Origin of the sequence: Sphingopyxis jiangsuensis (assembly GCF_016734905.1) — a bacterium.
Lineage (GTDB): Bacteria > Pseudomonadota > Alphaproteobacteria > Sphingomonadales > Sphingomonadaceae > Sphingopyxis > Sphingopyxis jiangsuensis.
This window is the reverse complement of the sequence record NZ_JAERPO010000002.1, coordinates 349,497-371,000: the sequence shown is the minus strand read 5'-3', so window position 1 is coordinate 371,000 and position 21,504 is coordinate 349,497. Positions and strand designations below refer to the sequence as shown.

General features: G+C 65.0%; 19 protein-coding genes. 11 read left to right on the top strand and 8 right to left on the bottom strand.

From position 1 onward, the window contains the following. Positions 1-34 precede the first annotated feature (34 nt). Genes JI743_RS08495 through JI743_RS08480 form a run of 4 tightly spaced genes read left to right on the top strand, consistent with a single transcriptional unit; the run spans position 35 to position 4,709 of the window. The gene (locus JI743_RS08495) at positions 35-1,747 is read left to right on the top strand and encodes a class I adenylate-forming enzyme family protein (RefSeq protein WP_201927859.1); all 1,713 of its coding nucleotides are present in this window, start codon (positions 35-37) and stop codon (positions 1,745-1,747) included. A 30-nt stretch (positions 1,748-1,777) separates the two neighbouring features. Continuing rightward, positions 1,778-2,644 (top strand): cytochrome b/b6 domain-containing protein, encoded by an 867-nt coding sequence (locus tag JI743_RS08490; RefSeq protein ID WP_201927858.1) that lies wholly within the window; start codon positions 1,778-1,780, stop codon positions 2,642-2,644. After that, entirely contained in the window at positions 2,641-3,420 is a 780-nt protein-coding gene (locus JI743_RS08485) for a molybdopterin-dependent oxidoreductase (RefSeq protein ID WP_201927857.1), read from the top strand. Before JI743_RS08490 ends, JI743_RS08485 begins: the two co-directional genes overlap by 4 nt. A gap of 41 nt (positions 3,421-3,461) precedes the next feature. Further along, the gene (locus tag JI743_RS08480) at positions 3,462-4,709 is read left to right on the top strand and encodes an SAM-dependent methyltransferase (RefSeq protein WP_201928717.1); all 1,248 of its coding nucleotides are present in this window, start codon (positions 3,462-3,464) and stop codon (positions 4,707-4,709) included. A gap of 32 nt (positions 4,710-4,741) precedes the next feature. Here JI743_RS08480 and JI743_RS08475 read toward each other — a convergent pair whose 3' ends face one another. After that, entirely contained in the window at positions 4,742-5,179 is a 438-nt protein-coding gene (locus JI743_RS08475) for a DUF1801 domain-containing protein (protein ID WP_201927856.1), read from the bottom strand. A 76-nt stretch (positions 5,180-5,255) separates the two neighbouring features. On the opposite strand from JI743_RS08475, the gene JI743_RS08470 reads away from it, so the two are divergent. The 3 genes from JI743_RS08470 to JI743_RS08460 are packed head-to-tail and all read left to right on the top strand — an operon-like array spanning position 5,256 to position 8,486. Beyond that, positions 5,256-6,473: an argininosuccinate synthase gene (locus JI743_RS08470; protein WP_201927855.1), complete on the top strand. Its 1,218-nt coding sequence runs from the start codon at positions 5,256-5,258 to the stop codon at positions 6,471-6,473. 49 nt (positions 6,474-6,522) lie between these two features. Then, on the top strand, positions 6,523-7,524 hold the full coding sequence (locus JI743_RS08465; RefSeq protein ID WP_201928716.1) for a threonine aldolase family protein: 1,002 nt from the start codon (positions 6,523-6,525) through the stop codon (positions 7,522-7,524). Then, positions 7,521-8,486, top strand: a complete 966-nt coding sequence (locus JI743_RS08460) for a DMT family transporter (protein ID WP_201927854.1) — start codon at positions 7,521-7,523, stop codon at positions 8,484-8,486. The genes JI743_RS08465 and JI743_RS08460 overlap by 4 nt, the downstream gene beginning before the upstream one ends. Before the next feature lie 54 nt (positions 8,487-8,540). On the opposite strand, the gene murA is transcribed toward JI743_RS08460, so the two are convergent. Then, positions 8,541-9,824 (bottom strand): UDP-N-acetylglucosamine 1-carboxyvinyltransferase, encoded by a 1,284-nt coding sequence (gene murA / locus JI743_RS08455; RefSeq protein ID WP_201927853.1) that lies wholly within the window; start codon positions 9,822-9,824, stop codon positions 8,541-8,543. A 263-nt stretch (positions 9,825-10,087) separates the two neighbouring features. Between murA and JI743_RS08450 the strand changes: the two genes are divergently transcribed. Continuing rightward, the gene (locus JI743_RS08450) at positions 10,088-11,041 is read left to right on the top strand and encodes a DUF3011 domain-containing protein (protein WP_201927852.1); all 954 of its coding nucleotides are present in this window, start codon (positions 10,088-10,090) and stop codon (positions 11,039-11,041) included. A gap of 258 nt (positions 11,042-11,299) precedes the next feature. On the opposite strand, the gene clpS is transcribed toward JI743_RS08450, so the two are convergent. From clpS to JI743_RS08435, 3 genes are all read right to left on the bottom strand, one after another. After that, positions 11,300-11,665, bottom strand: a complete 366-nt coding sequence (gene clpS, locus JI743_RS08445; protein WP_390881119.1) for an ATP-dependent Clp protease adapter ClpS — start codon at positions 11,663-11,665, stop codon at positions 11,300-11,302. A 189-nt stretch (positions 11,666-11,854) separates the two neighbouring features. Then, entirely contained in the window at positions 11,855-12,592 is a 738-nt protein-coding gene (locus JI743_RS08440) for a phasin family protein (RefSeq protein WP_201927851.1), read from the bottom strand. A gap of 123 nt (positions 12,593-12,715) precedes the next feature. Further along, entirely contained in the window at positions 12,716-14,491 is a 1,776-nt protein-coding gene (locus tag JI743_RS08435) for a PHA/PHB synthase family protein (protein WP_201927850.1), read from the bottom strand. Between the two features lie 120 nt (positions 14,492-14,611). On the opposite strand from JI743_RS08435, the gene JI743_RS08430 reads away from it, so the two are divergent. Together JI743_RS08430 and JI743_RS08425 are read left to right on the top strand one after the other, a co-directional pair. After that, positions 14,612-15,829 (top strand): LL-diaminopimelate aminotransferase, encoded by a 1,218-nt coding sequence (locus tag JI743_RS08430; protein ID WP_201927849.1) that lies wholly within the window; start codon positions 14,612-14,614, stop codon positions 15,827-15,829. Further along, complete coding sequence (locus JI743_RS08425) at positions 15,826-16,311, top strand: DUF2721 domain-containing protein (RefSeq protein WP_201927848.1); 486 nt, start codon at positions 15,826-15,828, stop codon at positions 16,309-16,311. Before JI743_RS08430 ends, JI743_RS08425 begins: the two co-directional genes overlap by 4 nt. Positions 16,312-16,323: 12 nt before the next feature. On the opposite strand, the gene JI743_RS08420 is transcribed toward JI743_RS08425, so the two are convergent. Further along, positions 16,324-17,898, bottom strand: coding sequence for an amidase (locus tag JI743_RS08420; protein ID WP_201927846.1), 1,575 nt, complete (start codon positions 17,896-17,898; stop codon positions 16,324-16,326). Between the two features lie 111 nt (positions 17,899-18,009). Between JI743_RS08420 and JI743_RS08415 the strand changes: the two genes are divergently transcribed. Beyond that, positions 18,010-19,323 carry a spinster family MFS transporter gene (locus tag JI743_RS08415; protein ID WP_201927845.1) on the top strand — a complete coding sequence of 438 codons (1,314 nt, stop codon included), beginning with the start codon at positions 18,010-18,012 and terminating at the stop codon, positions 19,321-19,323. A gap of 110 nt (positions 19,324-19,433) precedes the next feature. Here the strand turns inward: JI743_RS08415 and JI743_RS08410 are convergent, their stop codons facing one another. Together JI743_RS08410 and JI743_RS08405 are read right to left on the bottom strand one after the other, a co-directional pair. After that, positions 19,434-20,024 (bottom strand): NADPH-dependent FMN reductase, encoded by a 591-nt coding sequence (locus tag JI743_RS08410; RefSeq protein ID WP_201927844.1) that lies wholly within the window; start codon positions 20,022-20,024, stop codon positions 19,434-19,436. Positions 20,025-20,073: 49 nt separating this feature from the next. Continuing rightward, positions 20,074-21,363 (bottom strand): adenylosuccinate synthase, encoded by a 1,290-nt coding sequence (locus JI743_RS08405; RefSeq protein ID WP_201927843.1) that lies wholly within the window; start codon positions 21,361-21,363, stop codon positions 20,074-20,076. Positions 21,364-21,504 lie beyond the last annotated feature (141 nt).

The window sequence follows — 21,504 nt, the reverse complement described above, 5'->3', positions numbered from 1 at the left end:
GGTAAGTGCGACGAGACCAAGAGGAGAGTACCCGATGCCATCCGCGCTCGATTTGCGCCTGGAAGCCGCCTATAATCTGATCACAGGCCCCGGCGGTCCGATCCAGGTCGGGACCGTCGAACGCCACGGGCGCGAGATGTCCTTCATCACCAATGCGCCGACGAATCTGGCCGATTATGTTGCGTTTTTTTGTGCGCAGCATGGCGATGCGACCTTTCTGGTCGAAGGCGAGGCGCGGCTGAGCTTCCGCGAATTTTATGGCGCGGCGCGCAGGGTCGCGGCCGCGCTCGTCGAGGCGCATGGGGTGAAGCGCGGCGACCGCGTGGGACTTGCGATGCGCAACGCCAACGCCTGGTGCGTGACCTATGTCGGCATCCTGCTCGCCGGTGGCTGCGCGACCTTGCTCAACGGTTGGTGGCAGGGCGGCGAACTCGCGGCCGGGATCGACGATGCCGAGGCCAAGCTGGTGATCGCCGACGTCCAGCGCGCGGCGCGGCTTGCCGAACCCGGCGTGTCGCACGGCGCAAAGGTCATCACGCTCGACATCGCGCAGCCCCTCGACAAGGCGCTCGCGCCGATCACCGGGGCGGGCGGCGGTGCTGAAACCGAACTGCCCAAGCTGGGAGGCGACGATCTTGCCACGATCCTTTTCACATCGGGATCGACCGGCCAGTCGAAGGGGGCCTATTCGCGGCACGAGGCGATCTGTCAGGCGGTCTTCAACTATGTCACGCAGACGGCGAGCATCGTCCATCTGCTGACCGAGGACGGGCAGATGTCGGAGCTTCAGCCCGCGACGCTGGTATGCACGCCGCTGTTCCACGTCACGGCCGAAATTCCCGTTTTCCTCCAGAGCTTTGCGCTCGGGCGCAAGCTCGTGCTGATGCCCAAATGGAATGCCGAGGAGGCGATGCGGCTGATCCAGGACGAACAGTGCAACTATTTCGTCGGGGTTCCGCTGATGAGCTATGAAATACTCGTTCACCCCAACCGCAAGAATTACGACTTGTCGACGTGCAAGAGCTATGCGGGCGGCGGCGCGCCGCGTCCGCCCGAGCATGTCAAACGGCTCGCGACCGAGATGGGCGAGGGCAAGCCTTTGCTCGGCTATGGCCTCACCGAAACCAACGCGGTCGGATGCGGCATCATCAACGAGAATTACCTCGCCAAGCCGCTGTCGACCGGGCCGGCGTCGAAGCCGCTCGTCGACCTTGCGATCCTCGACGACGATGGCGAACGCCTCCCGCAGGGCGGGGTCGGCGAAGTGTGCATCCGTTCGGTGTGCAATTTCGACGGCTATTGGAACAATGAGGCGGCGACCAAGGCGGCCTTTTTCCCCAATGGATATTTCCGCACCGGCGACCTCGGCTATCTCGACGAGGATGGCTATTTGTTCATCGTCGACCGCAAGAAGGACATCATCATCCGCGGCGGCGAGAACATCAGCTGCCAGGAGGTCGAGGCGGCGATTTACGCGCACCCCGAGGCGAACGAGTGCGCGGTGTTCGGACTGCCCGACGAACGGCTCGGCGAAGTCGTGGGCGCGGTGATCTGGATGAAGCCGGGAAGCAGCGTCGATGCCGACGCCATGTGCTCCTTCCTCGGCCAGCGGCTCGCGTCCTACAAGGTTCCGTGCAAGATCTGGATGTCGGACGACGCGCTGCCCAAGCTGGGCAGCGAAAAGATCGACAAGGTCAGTTTGCGCAACCGGTTCCGCGAGGAATATAAGGCCGAAGTCGCCGCGTAACCGGCGAAGCGGAGGGAGCGAACAGGAGACATGGCCGACGCTACGCCTCCTGCCGCTCCTGCCGCTCCCGCCGCACCGCCGCCGAAGCGCGTTTATCGTCACCGGCTTCCAGCGCGCATCTGGCACTGGACCAATGCCGTGACCCTGCTCGTCCTGCTGATGAGCGGGCTGATGATCTTCAACGCGCACCCGCGTCTCTATTGGGGGCAATATGGCGCGAACCACGATCCGGCGTGGCTGGTGATCGGCGCGACCGAGGACAGCGGTTTTCTGCGCGTCGGATCGCTGCGCGTCGAGACGACGGGCGTGCTCGGGCGCTGGACCGACAGCGCGGGCGTCGAAAAGACCTGGGCGTTTCCGGGCTGGGCGACGATCCCGACGCGCTACAGCCTTGCCGACGGGCGGCGCTGGCACCTCTTCTTCGCCTGGGTGCTCGCGATCAGCCTGACGCTTTACATGCTGTGGACGGTGTTCGGAGGTCATTTGCGCAAGGATTTGCACGTCCGCCGCGCCGAATGGTCGCCGCGCCATATCTGGCACGACATCAAGGAGCATGCGCGGCTGCGCTTCCCGACCGGCGAGGCGGCGGCGCGTTACAATATCCTCCAGAAGCTGAGCTATATCGGGGTAATTTTCGTGCTGTTGCCGCTGATGATCGCGACGGGGCTGACGATGTCGCCCGGAATGAATGCAGCGGCGCCGTGGATGCTCGACCTGTTCGGAGGGCGGCAGAGCGCGCGGTCGATCCACTTCATCGCGGCATGGGCGCTCGTTGCTTTCTTTCTCGTCCACATCGCGATGGTGCTGCTCGCCGGTCCGGTGAACGAGATCCGGTCGATGGTGACGGGCTGGTTCCGGCTGCCCGAGCCGAAGGATGTGAAGGACATGGGCGCATGAGCGGCGTCGTCATCCCGCGCCGCCGCCTGCTCACGCGCGCGGGCGGCCTTGTTGCGACCGCCGGGGCGCTACCGCTGCTCGCCGGGTGCGACGCGATCAACGATGCGCCCGCGGTCCGCAAGATATTGTCGATGGGCGAGGAGATGAACCGCGCGAGCCAGCGCGCGCTGATGGACCGCAATGCGCTGGCGCGCGAATTTTCCCGCGCCGACCTGTCGCCCGTCTTTCGCGCGAACGGAACCCGCCTGCCGCCGGGTGCAGACTATGCCGCGCACGCGGCGCGGGGCTTCGCCGACTGGCGCGTCGCGGTGACGGGACTTGTCGCGCGGCCGCTGTCGCTGTCGATGGCCGACATTCGCGCGATGCCCCAGCGCTCGCAGATCACGCGCCACGATTGCGTCGAGGGGTGGAGCGCGATCGGCGAATGGACGGGGCCGCAGCTTGCGACGATCCTGAAGGCGGCGGGGGTGCGCGATGCCGCGCGCTATATCGTCTTCCGCTGCGCCGACCGGCTCGGCGACGCGCTCTATTATGAAAGCTGCGACATGATCGACGCACGCCACCCGCAGACGATCCTTGCCTGGGCGCTCAACGGCGCGGTGCTGCCGATCGCCAATGGCGCGCCGCTGCGCCTGCGGCTCGAGCGGCAATTGGGGTACAAGCACGCCAAATATCTGACCGGCATCGAGGCGGTCGCCAGCCTCGACGGCATCGGCCGGGGCAAGGGCGGCTATTGGGAAGACCGCGTCGATTATGAATGGTATGCCGGTATCTGATTGAAGGAAAAGCGATTCGAAGTCGCAGACGAGTGACCGCCATGTCGATACTCTCCCCCTTTCTCTCGCGCGTCATCCACAAGGGGCGCCTGACCGTCACCGGTCCCGACGGGACGGTCGAAACCTATGGCACGCCGGCGCCGGGCTTTCCCGAGGTCGCGATCCGTTTCACCAGCCGCAAGGGGATGCGCCGCATCATCCTCGACCCGCGGCTCGGCGCCGCCGAAGCCTTCATGGACGGCGAGATGCTGATCGAGCAGGGCGACATCATGGAGCTGGTCGCGCTGCTGCGCATGAACACGCCGTGGGATCGCGGCGCCAAACTCAAGGACAAGGGGCCGGTCGGCGAAGCGGTCGATTGGGTCAAGACGCGCATCGATTCGATCAATCGCCGCAGCCGTTCACGGTCGAACGTCGCGCATCATTACGACATCGGCAACAATCTCTACCGCCTCTTCCTCGATGCCGACATGCAATATAGCTGCGCCTACTGGCCGCGCGAGGACATGACGCTCGACGAAGCGCAGGAAGCGAAGAAGGTGCATATCGCGGCAAAGCTTGCGCTTGCGCCGGGGCAGCGGGTGCTCGACATCGGTTGCGGCTGGGGCGGGATGGCGATCACGCTCGCGAAGCTCGCCGACGTCGAGGTGCTTGGCATCACCCTCTCGCACGAACAGCTCGCGCTTGCGCAGGAGCGCGCGGCAGCGGCGGGCGTGGCCGACCGCGTGCGGTTCGAGCTGATCGACTATCGCGACCTTGCCGCGCGCGAGGCGGGGCGCTTCGACCGCATCGTCTCGGTGGGCATGTTCGAACATGTCGGCGCGCGCAATTTCGATATTTTCTTCCGCGCCTGCGCCAACCTGATGACCGCCGACGGGGTGATGCTGCTCCACACGATCGGGCGGTTCGGAAAGCCCGGCTCGACCGACGCCTTCACGCGCAAATATATCTTCCCCGGCGGCTATATCCCCGCGCTCAGCGAGACGCTTGCGGCCAGTGAAAAGAGCCGGTTGATCGTCACCGACGTCGAAACGCTGCGGCTCCATTATGCCAAGACGCTACGCCATTGGTATGCCAACACGCTCGCGCACAGGGACGAGATCACCGGACTCAAGGACGAGCGCTTCTATCGAATGTGGACCTTTTACCTCGCGGGTGCGACCGCGGCGTTCGAAAGCGGCGGAATGGGCAATTACCAGATCCAGTTCGCGCGCAGCCGCCACGCGCTGCCGCTGACGCGCGACTATATGGCGGCGGCGGAGGCGGGCCACACGCGCGTTGCAACGTAATCGTCATCCCGGCGAAAGCCGGGATGACGAGGTCAGGCGGGATAAAGCCGGTTCATCACGTCCCAGCTCAGCGCCACCAGCCCTTCGAACGCGTCGAGGTCGACGTCGGCGAGCTTGTTGATGTAAAGACAGGATTTCCCGGTCTTGTGCTTGCCGAGCCGCGCGAACAGCGCGTCGGCCTCGGCCTGCCGGTCGCAGTAATTGCCCATCAGATAGACGGTCATCGCCGCCTTGCGCGGGCTGAATCCCGCGCGGCACATCGTTCCCGAATGGCCGCTGTCATAGACATAGTCATAGCTGCCATAGCCGATAATCGACGGCCCCCACATTTTGGGCTCGAAGCCGGTGACGCGGCGGTGGATGGCGTCGACGATGCGCGCTTCCTCGCGCCGCCTGTCGTGCGGAACCGCTGCGATAAAGTCATCGACCGCGACGTCGGTGGCCTTGGTCTTGATTTCCGCCTTGCCCATAAGGCCTCCCCGCCGCTTGCGCCGCAACCGGCAGCCTGCTAGCCGCGCCCGCGTCTTTCCAGCCAAAGGTACAGCCATGACCGATTCCATCAAGCGCGTTGTCCTTGCCTATTCGGGCGGCCTCGACACGAGCGTCATCCTGAAATGGCTTCAGGTTACCTATGGCTGCGAGGTCGTGACCTTCACCGCCGATCTGGGGCAGGGCGAAGAGCTGGAGCCCGCGCGCGCCAAGGCCGAGCTGATGGGGATCAAGCCCGAGCATATCTATATCGACGACCTGAAAGAGGAATTCGTCCGCGACTTCGTCTTCCCGATGATGCGCGCCAATGCGCGCTACGAGGGCGATTATCTGCTCGGCACCTCGATCGCGCGCCCGCTGATCTCGAAACGGCTGGTCGAGATTGCGAAGGAAACCGGCGCCGACGCGGTGGCGCACGGTGCGACGGGCAAGGGCAATGACCAGGTGCGTTTCGAACTGAGCGCCTATGCGCTCAACCCCGACATCAAGGTGATCGCGCCGTGGCGCGACTGGGACCTCACCAGTCGCACCGCATTGATCGCCTGGGCCGAAAAGCATCAGATTCCGGTTCCCAAGGACAAGCGCGGCGAAAGTCCCTTCTCGACCGACGCGAACCTCCTCCACACTTCGTCCGAAGGCAAGGTGCTCGAGGACCCGTGGGAAGAGACTCCCGACTATGTCTATTCGCGCACGGTCAATCCCGAGGACGCGCCCGACGCGCCCGAATATATCACGATCGATTTCGAGCGCGGCGATGGCGTCGCGCTCAACGGGCAGGCGATGTCGCCCGCGACGCTGCTCGCGGCATTGAACGACCTTGGCCGCAAGCATGGCATCGGCCGCCTCGACCTTGTCGAGAACCGCTTCGTCGGGATGAAGTCGCGCGGCATGTACGAAACGCCCGGCGGCGAGATTTATGCCCGCGCGCATCGCGGCATCGAAAGCATCACGCTCGACCGCGGCGCGGCGCATCTGAAAGACGAGCTGATGCCGAAATATGCCGAGCTCATCTATAACGGCTTCTGGTTCGCGCCCGAGCGCGAGATGCTGCAGGCGGCGATCGACCACAGCCAGCAGAAGGTGACCGGCACGGTGCGGCTCAAGCTCTACAAGGGCAATGCGAGCGTCGTCGGCCGCAAATCGCCGCACAGCCTGTACAGCGAGCGCCATGTGACCTTCGAGGACGATGCCGGCGCCTATGACCAGAAGGATGCGGCGGGTTTCATCAAGCTCAACGCGCTGCGTTTGAAGCTGCTCGCGCGCCAGTCGAAATGAGGGCTTAGCAGCCGCGCTGCGCTGCGCTAAGGGCGGCGGCATGACAGCCATGCGCTTCTTCTCCGACAACGCCGCGACGGTGCATCCCGCGGTGATGGAGGCCCTGGCGGCCGCCAACCCTGTCGACACCGCCTATGACGGCGACGCGCTCAGCCAGTCGCTCGACCGCGCCTTTTCGGACCTTTTCGAGACGTCGTGCGAAGTCGTCTGGGTGTCGACGGGGACCGCGGCGAACAGCATCATCCTCGCGCATTTCGTGCGGCCGTGGCAGGGCATTCTCTGTCACGAAGAAGCGCATATCGAGGTCGACGAATGCGGCGCGCCGACCTTTTACTCGGGCGGCGCCAAGCTGATGCCGCTGCCGGGGCGCGGCGCGAAGATCGACCTCGAGGCGCTCAAGACGCGGCTTGCCGGCATCCGCAAGGATGTGCACCAGGTCCAGCCCGCAGCGATCAGCATCACCAACGCGACCGAATATGGCCTGTCGTGGGAGCCGGGCGAGGTCGGGGCGATCGGCGAGGTAGCGAAGGCCGAGGGGCTGAAGCTGCACATGGACGGCGCGCGCTTTGCCAATGCCGTCGCCTATCGCGGCGGTTCGCCCGCCGATGTCACGTGGCGCGCGGGGGTCGATGCACTGTCGTTCGGCTTCACCAAAAATGGCGCGATGATGGCCGAGGCGATCGTCTTTTTCGGCGGCAGCGGCGGCGCGGGTGTGCGCGAATTGAAGAAGCGCGGCGGGCACCTGCTGAGCAAGGGCCGCTTTGTCGCGGCGCAGATTTGCGCGATGCTGAAGGACGACCTCTGGCTGGCCAATGCGCGCGCGGCCAATGCCGGCGCCGCGGCGCTTGCCGAAGCGTGCGGCGACCGGCTGATGCACCCGGTCGAGGCGAATGAGCTGTTCGTCCGGCTGACCGCTGCTGAGGCGGCGCAATTGCGCGCCGCCGGTTTCGACTTTTACGATTGGGGCGAGGGCGCAGCGCGGCTCGTTGTGAGCTGGGACCAGGATGCGGCGACCGTGGCGCCGCTCGCAGCGGCGATCGCCGCGCTATGAGCGAGGCGCAGCCGACGCTGCTGACCCCGCGCGTCCTTGTCCCTTTCCTGCTCGTCACGCTGATCTGGGGATCGACGTGGATCGTCATCAAGGGACAGCTTGGCGTCGTTCCGCCGAGCTGGTCCGTCAGCTATCGTTTTTTCGTCGCAGGCGGCGCAATGTTCGCCTTTGCGGCGCTGCGCCGCGAGCGGCTGTTCCTTGACGGTCGCGGCCTCGGGTTCGCCGCCTTGCTCGGCGCTTCGCAGTTCGTCTTCAATTTCAACTTCGTCTATCGCGCCGAGGAATATATCGCCTCGGGCCTTGTCGCGGTGCTGTTCGCGCTGCTGATCGTGCCCAACACGCTGCTTGGCCGCCTGTTCCTGCGCACCCCGCTCGAGCGGCGCTTTCTGGTCGGCGCGGGGATTGCCATCGTCGGGGTCGCGATGATGATCCTGCAGGAATATCGCGCCGCCGCGATCGGACCCGAAGCGGTCGTTATCGGCACGCTCTTCACGCTTGCCGGCGTGCTCAGCGCGTCGAGCGCCAACATCATGCAGGGCACCGGCTTTGCCCGTTCGCAATCGATGATCGTGATGCTCGCGTGGGCGATGCTGATCGGCGCGTGCGCCAACGGCCTGTTCGCCTTTGCGACGACCGGCGCGCCGCGTATCGAACAGAGCTTCGTCTATCTGGGCGGCATCGTCTATCTGGGCGTGATCGCCAGTGCGGTGACCTTTCCGCTCTATTTCAACATCATCCGCGCCGTCGGGCCGGGGCAGGCGGCCTGGTCGAGCGTGCTGATCCCGATCGTCGCGATGGGCATGTCGACACTGTTCGAGGGCTATCGCTGGGCGCCGCTGTCGATCGCGGGCGGCGCGGTCGCGCTCGTCGGGTTGGTAATCGCCGTCGCCAAGCGCCCCGAGCGTCCGACGGTCAGCGGCAACATGGTCGCGGTGCCGGTGGAAAACGACCCAAATACCTAAGGGGCCTGACCCTAGTTCCGTTTCGCTCGATGCGAACGGGAAAAGGCGGAAAAATCAGCCCGCGCTGATCCGTTCGATGTCGGCGCCGACGGCCTGGAGTTTCTCCTCGAGCCGCTCGTATCCGCGATCGAGGTGATAGACGCGGTTGACCTCGGTCTGCCCCTGCGCCGCCAGGCCCGCGATGATCAGGCTCATCGACGCGCGAAGGTCGGTCGCCATCACCGGTGCGCCGACAAGGTGATCGACGCCGCGCACCACCGCGGTGCGGCCCTTGACCTGAATGTCGCAGCCCATGCGCGCCAGTTCAGGAACGTGCATGTAGCGGTTCTCGAAGATCGTCTCGGTAAACAGTGACGCGCCGGTGCCGAGCGTGGCCATCGCCATGAACTGCGCCTGCATGTCGGTCGCGAAGCCGGGGTAGGGCGCGGTCGACAGCGTGACCGGCTGTGCGCGGCCCGACATGGCGACGCGGATGCCCGATTTCGTGCCTTCCACGGTCGCCCCTGCTTCGCGCAGCGCGGCGAGCGTCGCTTCCATCTCGCCGGCTTTCGCGCCGACGAGTTCGACATCGCCTTCGGTAATCACCGCGGCGCAGGCATAGCTGCCCGCCTCGATGCGGTCGGCCATGACGCGATAGGTCGCGCCGTGGAGCCGGTCGACGCCTTCGATCGTCAGCGTCTCGGTCCCGATCCCATCGATATGTGCGCCCATCGCGACGAGGCAGTTGCAGAGGTCGACAATTTCGGGCTCGCGCGCCGCATTTTCGAGCACGCAGGTGCCTTTGGCCAGCACCGCCGCCATGACGGCGTTTTCGGTCGCGCCGACCGACACGACGGGAAAGGTGAATTTGCCGCCTGCGAGGCGTCCGCCGGGCGCGACGGCCTTCACATAGCCCGAGGCGAGTTCGATTTCGGCGCCAAAGGCTTCCAGCGCTTTGAGGTGCAGGTCGATCGGGCGGTTGCCGATCGCGCAGCCGCCGGGCAACGACACCGTCGCCTCGCCCGCGCGCGCGAGCAGCGGCCCGAGCACGAGGATCGACGCGCGCATCTTGCGGACGATGTCATAGGGCGCGACGGTCGAGGTCAGCGTCGTGGTGCGCGCGGTCATCACGCGGCCGAAATCTTCGGGCCGCGAACCTTCGATCGTCGTCGAACATCCGAGCTGGTTGAGCAGGTGGCCGAAGCCGTCGACGTCGGCGAGCCGCGGCAGGTTGCGCAAGGTCAGCGGCTCGTCGGTGAGCAGCGCGCAGGGAAGCAGCGTGAGCGCGGCATTCTTGGCACCGGAAATGGGAATACGGCCCTTGAGTCGCTGGCCGCCGCGAATGACGATCTGATCCATCCGCCGTCCTTAGCGGATGCACGTCGGGGCGCAAGCTGCGGGCCGTCTTCGCGCGCCGGGGTCTCGTCTTCCGTCGAGCGGCGCGCGGGGCTGTCGGCGCGGATTCATCCTGTCGTCACAATATGATGGCAATCTGGCGGAAGATGTGGAAGCATGATGCGCGTTCACGGGCAGTAACAGGAAATATCGAACGACGACATCATGCATCGAGGGGAGGGGTTATGAGAAATCATATTGTATCCGCGATTGTGTCAACTTCACTGGTGATAGGTCCCGCAGGCGTTCCCGCCTTTGCACAGACGACTTTACCTGTTCCCGCCAATCCCGGTAGACCGCAGATCCAGCCGCCCCGTCCGTCGGATGGCTACAAGGGCTCGATCCGCTGCGAATCGCGCAACAACCAGATGCAGCGGTGCAATGTGCGCACCGACAATCGCGTTGCGATCAAGCGGGTGCTCGGCGGACGCTGCACGGCGAATCGGACATGGGGTTATTCGGCACGCCAGATCTGGGTGTCGGGCAATTGCCGTGCCGAATTTCATTATGGCTATGCGGGGGCGGTTCCCGTCCAGCCCGGCAATGATTTCGCCGGTACGGTTCGATGCGAGTCGCGCAGTGGACGCTATCAGCAGTGTAGCGTTACGACGCACGGTCGCGTCGAATTGGCCCGGCGCCTCGGCGGAACATGCAATGCCGGTCGCCAGTGGGGATATACTGCCAATTATATCTGGGTAAACAACGGCTGCCGTGCCGATTTCCGCTATGGCTACAATAATCTTGTGCCGCTGCCCGGACCCGAGCCCGAAAAGAAGAAAGGGCCAAGCACCGGATTGATCATCGGCGGAATTGTCGTTGCAGGCGGGCTGCTCGCGCTGCTGGCCAGTGGCAAGAAGAAAGCGGGATCGAACGAGGATGTGGCGCCCGAAGAGGTCGTGTCCCAGCCGGGCAGCGGTCCCGCGGCGCTCAGCGCCGATCTCGGCCAGTTGCCTGCCGCGGCGCGGCCATCGGTCCAGAACTGCATGAACGACGCCGCGCGCCAGATTGGCGTCACGGGCGGGACGCGCCTGTCCTACGACCGGCTGATCCACCTCGAGCAGGGCAATGGCGGCTGGCGCATTCGCGCCGCGATGACCGCAACCTATCCCGAGGGTGCGCGGACGATGGAGATCTATTGCCGGGCGACGCCGACGCAGATCGTCCAGCTCGATTTCAGCTGACGGGGTCTCGATTTCGGCGGGACGTCGGCTTTGGGTCGATCCCAGACCTTCGTCATCCCGGCGAAGGCCGGGATCTCACCCCAGCGGTTTCACGCACCGGCGAGATCCCGGCCTGCGCCGGGATGACGATATATGAACGTCGGCAATTGGCCGTAACCGGTTGCTTTCTGCACCAAAAGAGAATGCCGCCGCTCCGGCGCGGGCAGGGATTGCGCAGGCCGGGTCCTGATACCCTCCCGCGTGCACGGGTACCTGCTATTACGCCTTTTCCAGCGTGCATTGCAGCGGGTGCTGGTTCTGCCGCGCGGCGTCCATCACCTGGTTCACCTTGGTTTCGGCGACCTCGTAGCTGAACACGCCGCACACGCCGACACCCTGTTGATGGACGTGGAGCATGACCTGCGTCGCCTGTTCGATATCCATGTTGAAGAAGCGCTGAAGGACCATCACGACGAATTCCATCGGGGTATAGTCGTCGTTGAGCAGCAGCACCTTGTACATCGATGGCTTTTTGGGCTTTGCGCGCGTGCGCGTCGCAATGCCGACACCGGGCGCGCCGCCAGCGTCGTCGTCCTTGTCCGCCATCGCGCGGACCGGCAGAAATTCGGGATCGGGAAACATCATCGACGGAATATCGCACGCGCGGACGGATTCGCAAGGGGGCGGGGGCGATGTTAACCGCCTTTTGTTCTTGCACGGGACCCGATGCGCAAAAAAGAACCGCCCGCTTCACGGGGAAGCGGGCGGCCTTTCTATGGTCAGCGCAGGCGGGGGGAGGGGGAAGTGCCCGCGCCGACGCGAAGGTGAAGTCGCTTAGGCGGCCTTCATCTTCGAAGTGATGACCGACACGCGGTTCGAGATCGGCGCGAAGCTGTCGTTCGTCAGCTTGACGACGAGTTCGCTGGTCTTCGAGGTCTGCGCGACAGCGGCGTCGAACGCCTTCTTGCTGTTTTCGGCATAGAGTTTGAAGAATTCGGTCGGCGACTTGACGGCGGTGTAGCCCTTCAGCGCGGCGGTCGTGTCTTCAAAGCTCTTGCGAGCGAAGGCGACGCCTTCCTGGCCGAGCGTTTCCATGCCCTTGGCAGCGATCTTGCCCGATTCGACGAGCGCTTCGACATTGGCCTTGTTGAATTCGACGGCTTCTTCGGCGAGCTTGCTCGACTTCGACATCGCTTCCTTGGCGCGATCGTTGAAATCGGCGGTCAGGGCTTCGACGCGGGTCTTGGCTTCGTCGGCGAACTTCTTGACGGTATCGTTCATGGTCTTGAATCCTTTGCTGGTGGCAGCGACGGGCTTCGGCGCGGCCTTGGGGGCAATTTTCTTCACGGTCGCCTTCTTGGGGGCGACCTTCTTGGCTGCGGCTTTGGGGGCAGCAGCCTTTTTCGCAGTCGGCTTGGCTTTTGCCTTCACCGTCTTGGTTTTCACGGGAGCCGCAACGGGCTTTGCAGCCGCCGGGGTGGCGGCAACTGCCGGAGCGGCCACCGGCTTGGCGGCAGTTTCCAGCGTCGCGGCTTCGAAAGCCTTTTCGGCACTATCCATCTTGGTAGCCATCGGGACAACTCCTTTTTGTTGCACTGCACAATATAGGAGTGGAACGGCGATTTCAAGGATTTTTTGTGCAGCGCACAATGAATCTTCGAATGCCGGTCCGGGGCCGAGTATATTTACGCGATATTACCGCTGCTTGACATAGCGGCCGGGGGCGTCTTCGATGGCCTTTTTCTTGCCCTTTCCGGGGATGCGCGTGCCTTTGGCGGGAATTTTCCCGGCGTCCTGTTCGGCGATCCAGCCGATCCAGTGCGGCCACCAGCTGCCCTTTGTCTCGGTCGCGCTGGCTTCGAACTCGGCGAGCGTCGGGGCGCTATTGTCGCCCGTCCAATATTGATATTTTCCCGCAGCCGGCGGGTTGACGACCCCGGCGATATGCCCCGAGCCCGCGAGCAGAAATGTCTTTGGCCCCGCCAGATGATCCATCAGCCGCCAAACGCTCGCGAGCGGCGCTATATGATCTTCGCGCCCCGCCTGGATATAGGTCGGGGTCTTGATCTTGCGCAGGTCGATCGGCGTGCCGCAGACCGACAGGCTGTTCGGGATGACCAGCCGGTTGTCGCGATACAGGTCGACCAGATATTGGCGGTGCCACTTCGCCGGCAGGTTCGTCGTGTCGCCGTTCCAATAGAGCAGGTCGAACGGCGGATAGTCGTTGCCGAGCAGATAATTGCTGACAACATAATTCCAGATGAGGTCGCGTCCGCGCAGGCTGTTGAACGTCGCCGCCATATAGCGCCCGTCGAGATAGCCCGGCGCCGATAGCTGCTGGAGCAGCGCGAGATAATTGTCGTCGACGAACAGCTTGAGCTCGCCCGCGAACTCGAAATCGACCTGCGCGGTGAAAAAGGTCGCTGACTTGACCTTGTCGGCTTCGCCCTTCGCCGCGAGCATCGCCAGCGTCGCGGCGAGCGTCGTCCCCGCCACGCAATAGCCGATCGCATGGACATGCGGTACGTCGAGCAGGTCGCGGATCGTGTCGATCGCATCGACCTGCGCCGCGACATAATCGTCCCACACGACGTCCTTCATCGTTTCGTCGGCCGATTTCCACGACACCATGAACACCGAAAGGCCCTGCTCGGTCGCCCATTTGACAAAGCTTTTGGCGGGGTTGAGGTCGAGGATATAGAAACGGTTGATCCACGGCGGGAAGATGACGAGCGGGACCGTGAAGATCTCCTTCGTCGTCGGCGCATAGTGGATGAGCTGATAAAGGTCGGTTTCGTGGATAACCTTGCCCGGCGTGGTCGCGATATTGACCCCGACCTCGAACGCGTCGGGATCGACGTGGCTGAGCTGCCCGCGCGACAGGTCGGACAGCATATGCCTCAGCCCCTTGAGCAGGCTTTCGCCGCGCGTTTCCACCGCCCGTTTGATGACCTCGGGATTGGTGAGCGCAAGATTGGTGGGCGACAGCGCCTCGGCCATATTCTTTGCGGCGAATTCGAGCTTGGCGCGCGCGGCATCGTCGAGCCCGGCAACCTGCCGCGTCGTCGCCAGCAATTGCTCGGACAAGAGGCCATAGGTCTGTCGGATCAGCGCGAACACCGGGTTGGCCGTCCATTCGGGATCGCTGAAGCGCCGGTCCCTTGGCGCATCCTCGGCAGGCGACGGTGCGAAGGGGGGCTGGAGCGTGGCGAGCGACGACCAGAAGGCGACGCCTTGCTCCCACATCTTCGAGGTCTGGGCGGCCCAGACTTCGGTCGCCGGCGTGTCCAGCCATTTTGCCGGATCGAAGAGCGGCCGGGCATCGGCATCGTCCTGGGCCTGACCGAGCGCATATTCGAGCATCATCTGCTGCGCGCGCGTCATGACGCTCGTCCAATGCTGGAGATCGTCGGGGGAGGGCAGGAAGGGATTGGGTGCCGTGCCGCTATCGTCGTTGCCGGTTTCGCTCATTATGGTTCCCGCTGGTCAGCCTCTGCTGCCATGCCTATAACAAGCCGCGGCACGGCTGGCGAGGCGCCGTTCGGGCCGATGGAGAATGTCCGAAACGAAAAGGAGTTGTTCTAGTTTCCCATGTCCGACGATGAATTCTACCGCATCAAGCGCCTGCCGCCCTATGTCATCGCCGAAGTCAATGCGATGCGAGCGGCCGCGCGAGCCGCGGGGGAGGACATCATCGACCTGGGGATGGGCAACCCCGACCTGCCGCCGCCGCAGCATGTGATCGACAAGCTGTGCGAGGTAGCGCAAAAGCCCGACGCCCACGGCTATTCGCAGTCGAAAGGGATTCCGGGGCTTCGCCGCGCGCAGGCCAATTATTACGCGCGCCGCTTCAACGTGGAACTCGACCCCGAAAGCGAGATCGTCGTGACGATGGGGTCGAAGGAAGGGCTCGCAAGCCTTGCGACCGCGATCACCGGCCCCGGCGACGTCGTGCTCGCGCCGAACCCCAGCTATCCGATCCACACCTTCGGCTTCATCATTGCCGGCGCGGCGATCCGCAGCGTGCCGACGACTCCCGACGAGAATTATTGGCGCGCGCTCGACCGCGCGATGGCGTTCACCGTTCCGCGTCCGTCGATCCTCGTCGTCAACTTCCCGTCGAACCCGACGGCGGACACGGTCGACCTTGCCTTTTACGAGCGGCTCGTCGCCTGGGCGAAGGAAAACAAGGTATGGGTGCTTTCGGACCTTGCCTATTCGGAGCTGTATTACGACGGCAATCCGACGCCCTCGATCCTGCAGGTGCCGGGCGCGAAGGATGTCGCGATCGAGTTTACCTCGATGTCGAAAACCTATTCGATGGCGGGTTGGCGCATGGGCTTTGCGGTCGGCAACAAAAGGCTGATCGCGGCGATGACGCGCGTCAAATCCTATCTCGACTACGGCGCCTTCACGCCGATCCAGGCGGCCGCATGCGCGGCGCTCAACGGCCCGCAGGACATCGTCGAGAAGAATCGCGAGCTCTATCAGAAGCGCCGCGACGTGATGGTCGAAAGCTTTGCACGCGCCGGCTGGGACGTCCCGAGCCCCAAGGCGTCGATGTTCGCCTGGGCGCCGCTGCCGCCCGCGCTCAAGGAAATGGGCAGCCTCGAATTCTCGAAGCAACTGCTCACCCATGCCAAGGTCGCGGTCGCGCCGGGCGTCGGCTATGGCGAGGACGGTGAGGGCTATGTCCGCATCGCGATGGTCGAGAATGAACAGCGCATCCGGCAAGCCGCGCGCAACGTTCGAAAATTCCTTCAGATGCACGGCGTGAACACCCCGACCGTGGCGGCAGGCGGCGGGTGAGCGCGGGCAGCTCGGCGCTGGTCGCCGAGACGATCCAGCTGTCGGTGACGCCGGTATTCCTGCTCGTCGCGACGGGCGCGTTGCTCAACGTCCTTACCGGGCGGCTCGCGCGCGTCGTTGACCGCTCGCGGACCCTGATGGAGCGGTGGGCGGAGACCGAGGGGGCCGAGCATGACCGCGTCGTCGACGAACTGCGTGCCGCCGACCGGCGGATGGATATCATCAACAATTCGATCCTGGCCGCGGTTCTGTGCGGTATCGTCGTCTGCCTGCTCGTCGCGCTCTTGTTCGCGCAGGCGATTGCCGGGTTCAACCTGGGGCTCGCGGCCTCGTGGGCCTTTGCGGCCGCCATGCTGCTGCTGCTCGTCTCGCTGACCCTGTTCCTTGTCGAGGTCCGCATGGCGATCCGCACCATCCATGTACCGATGGAGTTGCTCGAACTCGAGGAAATGGGCTGGCGGCGGCGACGCGACCGGCGCTGAGCGCAGCGTCGATCAGGGCGTAATCGCCGCGCGATAGGTCGGCGCGACACGCTTGCGGCTCACCTGCTCATAGGCAAAGCCCGCCGCCAGAACCTCGGCATCTTTCCACTTGCCGCCGATGAAGGAAACGCCGACGGGAAGCCCCTCGATCGCACCCATCGGCACCGTCAGATGCGGATAGCCCGCGACGGCGGGCAACTGGCTCGCGCTCGGCCCCGTATAATGGTCGCCGTTGACGAGGTCGGTGGTCCATGCTGGACCATTGGTCACGCCGACGAGCAGGTCGACGCGGTGCGCCGCGAGCAAGCGGTCGATGCCGTCCGGCCCGGCCAGCCGCGCCGCCTTCGCCTTCGCCTCCCTATAGGCCGCGCTGTCGAGGCTGCCCTTGCTCTCGGCAAGTTCGAACAGTGACTGGTCGAACCAGCGCAATTCCTCCGGATGCGCCTTGTTGAAGGCGATCAAGTCGGCGAGCGTCTTCGGTCCCTCGGGGTTGGGGAGCGAGGCGAGATAGGCGGCCATGTCGGCCTTGAGCTCGGTCATCAATATCTCGAACTCGGCATCGCCCAGTTCCTCAAGCCCCGACTTGCTGTCGGCGATTTCAACGATCGTCGCCCCCGCCGCCTCCATGTCGCGCAGCGCTGCGTCGAACAGCGTGGCAATGTCGGCGCGGCCGCCGATCCGGTCGCGCAGCACGCCGATGCGCTTGCCCGACAGCGCGCGGTCGGCGAGCGCGGCGACATAGTCGGTCTTGCGCGCATCGCCCTCGGCGGTCGCGGGGTCGGCGGGGTCGCTGCCCGCGATGGCCGTCAAAACCGCGGCGGCGTCGCGCACCGTGAGCGCCATCGGGCCGGCAGTGTCCTGGCTGTGGCTGATCGGCACGATATGGGTGCGGCTGACGAGGCCGACCGTCGGCTTGAAGCCGACGATGCCGTTGACGCCGGCGGGGCAGGTGATCGATCCGTCGGTTTCGGTGCCGATCGCGACGGGCGCGAGGCCCGCGGCCACCGCGGCGCCGCTTCCCGAGGACGAACCGCAAGCGTTGCGGTCGAGTGCATGCGGGTTCCGCGTGAGCCCGCCGACCGCGCTCCACCCGCTCGTCGAATCGTTCGAGCGGATATTCGCCCATTCGCTGAGGTTGGTCTTGCCGAGGATGACTGCCCCCGCCTCGCGCATCCGCGCGACGAGCGGGGCGTCGCGGCCCGTGACATTGTCCTTGAGCGCGAGCGAGCCCGCGGTCGTCGGGACCGGACCCTTTGCTTCGATATTGTCCTTGAGCAGGATGGGAATGCCGTGAAGCGGGCCGCGGATCGCGCCCGCGGCGCGCTCGCGGTCGAGCCGGTGTGCCTCGACCGTCGCGTCGGGAAATGTCGCGATGACCGCGTTGAGCGTCGGACCCGCATCGTCGACCCTGCGGATACGCTCGAGATAGGCGGCGGTCGCAACGTCGCTATTGATCCGCCCCTCGCTCATCTCCGCCTGCAAGGTTGCGGCGTCCTTGCCTGCGACTTCGGGCAGCGGCGGCGGTAACGCCATCGCCGGAGCGATGAGGAAGAGCGCGGAGGCGGCGAGCAGCGAAAATTTTTGCATGGCCCACAAGCTGCCAGCCGTAGCGGCAATTGCAAGTCGCCATTTTCGGACCGTCGATGCGGCGTTGACTCGCGCCCTTGCCGTCTGCACCCATCGTCGCGGGAGAATGCGATGACCGAAAAAGCCGCCCTTGCGCCGGGCGCTGCGGCGCCGAGCGGCGATGCCGCGTCCGCCAATGTCCGCACGACGCTGTGGATCCTGCTGATCGTCTATATATTCAATTTCCTCGACCGGCAGATCGTCAACATCCTTGCCGAGCCGATAAAGGGCGAGCTCGGGCTCAGCGATACGCAACTGGGATTGCTCGCGGGCCCGGCCTTTGCAGTTTTCTATGCGCTGCTTGGCATTCCCATCGCGCGCTATGCCGACAAGGAGGGCACCAACCGCGTTCGGCTCATCGCCTTGGCCGTCGCCGTCTGGTCGGCGATGACGGCGGTGTGCGGGCTTGCGCAGAATTTCGTCCAGCTCCTGCTGGCACGCATCGGCGTGGGGGTGGGGGAAGCGGGCTGCACGCCCGCCGCCCATTCGCTGATCACCGACTGCGTACCGGCGGAGAAGCGTTCGTCGGCGATCGCCTTTTACGGGTTGGGCGTACCGGTGGGATCGCTGCTCGGGCTTATCATCGGGGGCGTCGTAAACGATCTGTATGGCTGGCGGATCGCGCTGATGCTCGTTGGCGCGCCGGGGCTGCTGCTCGCGCTCGCGGTGCTCTTTTTCATGCGCGAGCCGCGCCACCACCGCCCGCTCGATGCCGCGGAAGCGACCAAGCCCGCCCCCTTGTCGACGAAAAAGGCGCTTGCGGAAATTTTCGGCTCGCGCGCCTTCGTCTATATTCTCATCGCAGCGTCGGTCACGGCCTTTCTGGGCTATGGCAAGGCGCTGTGGACAATCAGCTTCTTTATCCGCAGCCACGGCCTGTCGACGACCGAGGCTGGGCTGTCGATGGCAGTCGTGCTGGGGCTTGCGGGCGCGGTGGGGACCTGGCTCGGCGGGAAGGCGGCCGATGTCCTCGGCAAGCGCGACAAGCGCCATATCCTGACGTTCCCCGCTTACGGGATGGCGGTGGCGGCGCCATTGCTGTTTCTGGGTTATTATATGGAGGATTGGCGGATCGCAGTGGCTTTGCTCGTCGTGCCGACAATCTTCAACGCCGCCTATTATGGTCCTGCCTATGGCTGCGTGCAGGGGTTGGTTCAGCCGCGCGCGCGCGCCGTCGCGGCGTCGATCATGCTGTTCGGCCAGAATTTGATTGGCCTCGGCCTCGGACCCTTCCTTTTCGGCGCCCTCTCCGACCTCTTCGCACCCGTCGCGGGCGAAGAGAGCGTACGCTGGGTGCTATATGGCGCAGCGTGGCTGGGGCTGATTCCCGCCTTCTTCTTCTGGCGCGCAAGCCTGCGGCTCAAGGCCGAGCTCAAATCGGGTTAAGCGTTTGTCGTCATCGCGAGCGAAGCGAAGCAATCTCCAGCCACCGGACTTGCGCAAAGCTGATAGCTGGAGATCGCCGCGTCGCCTCCGGCTCCTCGCGATGACGCAGGCTAGTAGGGCGGCGCTTGCCTGGCCCGCTGCGCCTTCGCCGCGTCGATCCACCAGTTGAGGTCGTCGGCAAAACGGGGAAAGGACTTCTGCAACCGCGCGCCGTCGTCGCCCGTTGGCTGTCCGTCGGCATCGAAGGCATGGCCGATACGCGCGACGGGGAGGATCGAGGAGATCACCGCCATCCCCATCTCGCCCAATATGTCGCGCCAGCCCATCATTGCGCGTACGCCGGCTTGCGGACCCGCCGAGTAACAGGCGATCGCCGCGGGACGCCAGAACCACTCCTCGAGGAAATGGTCGGTCAGGTTCTTGAGCCCCGGCTGCGGCCCCCAATTATATTCGCCGGTGACGAACAGGAAACCGTCGGCGGCGCGGATCTTGCCCGCCAGCTCTTCCATTGCGGCGGGCGCCTCGCCCTTCGGATATTCCTTGTACATGCGGTCGAGCATCGGAAGATCGACGGTCTTGGCATCGATCAACTCGGCGCTGTCGCCGCGCGCGGCGATGGCGTCGACGAGCCAACGGGCAAGCGCGATGCCCTGTCGGTCGCGGCGGTAGCTTCCGTAGAAGACGAGGATGTGGCGGGTCATGCCGTCTTGGTGCCACGGGGGACGCCAAAACGGAAGGGCCGCCCGCGCCCTAGTCGCTGAACGGATCGCGGATCAGGATCGTGTCGTCACGCTCGGGGCTGGTCGACACGAGCGCGATCGGCGTTTCGATCAGTTCCTGGACGCGCTGGATATATTTGATCGCCTGCGCGGGCAGATCGGCATAGCTGCGCGCGCCTGCGGTCGATTCGCTCCACCCGTCCATTTCCTCGTAAATCGGTTCGACCGCCGCCTGATCGGCGGCGTGGGCGGGGAAATAGTCGAGGATCTTGCCGCGCAGGCGATAGCCCGTGCAGATGCGGACCTTCTCGAAACCGTCGAGGACGTCGAGCTTGGTGAGCGCGATACCGGTGACGCCCGAAACGGCGCAGCTCTGGCGCACGAGAACCGCGTCGAACCAGCCACAGCGGCGCTTGCGGCCCGTGACCGTGCCGAATTCATGCCCGCGCTCGCCGAGGCGCTGGCCGGTCTCGTCCTCAAGCTCGGTGGGGAAGGGGCCGCTGCCAACGCGCGTCGTATAGGCTTTGGCGATACCCAGCACGAACCCGACGGCGCCGGGTCCAAGGCCCGAGCCCGACGCGGCGGTCCCGCTGACGGTGTTCGAGCTGGTGACGAAGGGATAGGTGCCGTGGTCGATGTCGAGAAGCACGCCCTGCGCGCCTTCGAACAGGATGCGCGCGCCCGCCTTGCGGACCTTCTTGAGCCGCTTCCACACCGGCTGCGCATATTCGAGCACGAAGTCGGCGATCTCGCGCAGCTCGGCGACGAGCGCGTCGCGGTCAATCGGCGGCTCGCCGAAACCCGCGCGCAGCGCGTCGTGATGCGCGGTCAGACGGTCGAGCTGCGGTTCGAGATGGTCGAGGTGCGCAAGGTCACAGACGCGGATCGCGCGGCGGCCGACCTTGTCCTCATAGGCGGGACCGATGCCGCGGCCCGTGGTGCCGATCTTGCCCGCGCCGGCTGCCGTCTCGCGCAGCGCGTCGAGGTCGCGGTGAAAGGGCAGGATCAGCGCGCAATTGTCGGCGATCGCGAAATTCTCGGCGTTGATCGTCACACCCTGGCCGCGCAGTTTGGCAATCTCGTCGCGCAGCGCCCACGGGTCGAGCACGACGCCGTTGCCGATGATCGACAAGGTGCCGGTGACGATACCCGAGGGGAGCAGCGACAGCTTGTAGGTCTGGTTGCCGACGACGAGCGTGTGGCCGGCGTTGTGCCCGCCCTGGAAACGGACGACCGCGTCGGCGCGGCTTGCGAGCCAGTCGACGATCTTTCCCTTGCCCTCGTCGCCCCATTGCGACCCGATGACGGTGACATTTGCCATGTTGCTGTCCTGCTGTGTGCGGCCCGCAAGAGCCCGCGCGGCCTTAGCGGATTTGGCCGCAGAGGCAAGCGCGGCTGGCATGAAAATGCGACATTTGCCGCGCAGATATTCTCTTCGGGAGGATTGTTTTTCTCGCGTCCC

Coding starts and splice junctions, on each gene's coding strand:
- JI743_RS08495 (WP_201927859.1), top strand. CDS start 35: ATGCCATCCGCGCTCGATTTGCGCCTGGAAGCCGCCTATAATCTGATC.
- JI743_RS08490 (WP_201927858.1), top strand. CDS start 1,778: ATGGCCGACGCTACGCCTCCTGCCGCTCCTGCCGCTCCCGCCGCACCG.
- JI743_RS08485 (WP_201927857.1), top strand. CDS start 2,641: ATGAGCGGCGTCGTCATCCCGCGCCGCCGCCTGCTCACGCGCGCGGGC.
- JI743_RS08480 (WP_201928717.1), top strand. CDS start 3,462: ATGTCGATACTCTCCCCCTTTCTCTCGCGCGTCATCCACAAGGGGCGC.
- JI743_RS08475 (WP_201927856.1), bottom strand. CDS start 5,179: ATGGGCAAGGCGGAAATCAAGACCAAGGCCACCGACGTCGCGGTCGAT.
- JI743_RS08470 (WP_201927855.1), top strand. CDS start 5,256: ATGACCGATTCCATCAAGCGCGTTGTCCTTGCCTATTCGGGCGGCCTC.
- JI743_RS08465 (WP_201928716.1), top strand. CDS start 6,523: ATGCGCTTCTTCTCCGACAACGCCGCGACGGTGCATCCCGCGGTGATG.
- JI743_RS08460 (WP_201927854.1), top strand. CDS start 7,521: ATGAGCGAGGCGCAGCCGACGCTGCTGACCCCGCGCGTCCTTGTCCCT.
- murA (WP_201927853.1), bottom strand. CDS start 9,824: ATGGATCAGATCGTCATTCGCGGCGGCCAGCGACTCAAGGGCCGTATT.
- clpS (WP_390881119.1), bottom strand. CDS start 11,665: ATGATGTTTCCCGATCCCGAATTTCTGCCGGTCCGCGCGATGGCGGAC.
- JI743_RS08440 (WP_201927851.1), bottom strand. CDS start 12,592: ATGGCTACCAAGATGGATAGTGCCGAAAAGGCTTTCGAAGCCGCGACG.
- JI743_RS08435 (WP_201927850.1), bottom strand. CDS start 14,491: ATGAGCGAAACCGGCAACGACGATAGCGGCACGGCACCCAATCCCTTC.
- JI743_RS08430 (WP_201927849.1), top strand. CDS start 14,612: ATGTCCGACGATGAATTCTACCGCATCAAGCGCCTGCCGCCCTATGTC.
- JI743_RS08420 (WP_201927846.1), bottom strand. CDS start 17,898: ATGCAAAAATTTTCGCTGCTCGCCGCCTCCGCGCTCTTCCTCATCGCT.
- JI743_RS08415 (WP_201927845.1), top strand. CDS start 18,010: ATGACCGAAAAAGCCGCCCTTGCGCCGGGCGCTGCGGCGCCGAGCGGC.
- JI743_RS08410 (WP_201927844.1), bottom strand. CDS start 20,024: ATGACCCGCCACATCCTCGTCTTCTACGGAAGCTACCGCCGCGACCGA.
- JI743_RS08405 (WP_201927843.1), bottom strand. CDS start 21,363: ATGGCAAATGTCACCGTCATCGGGTCGCAATGGGGCGACGAGGGCAAG.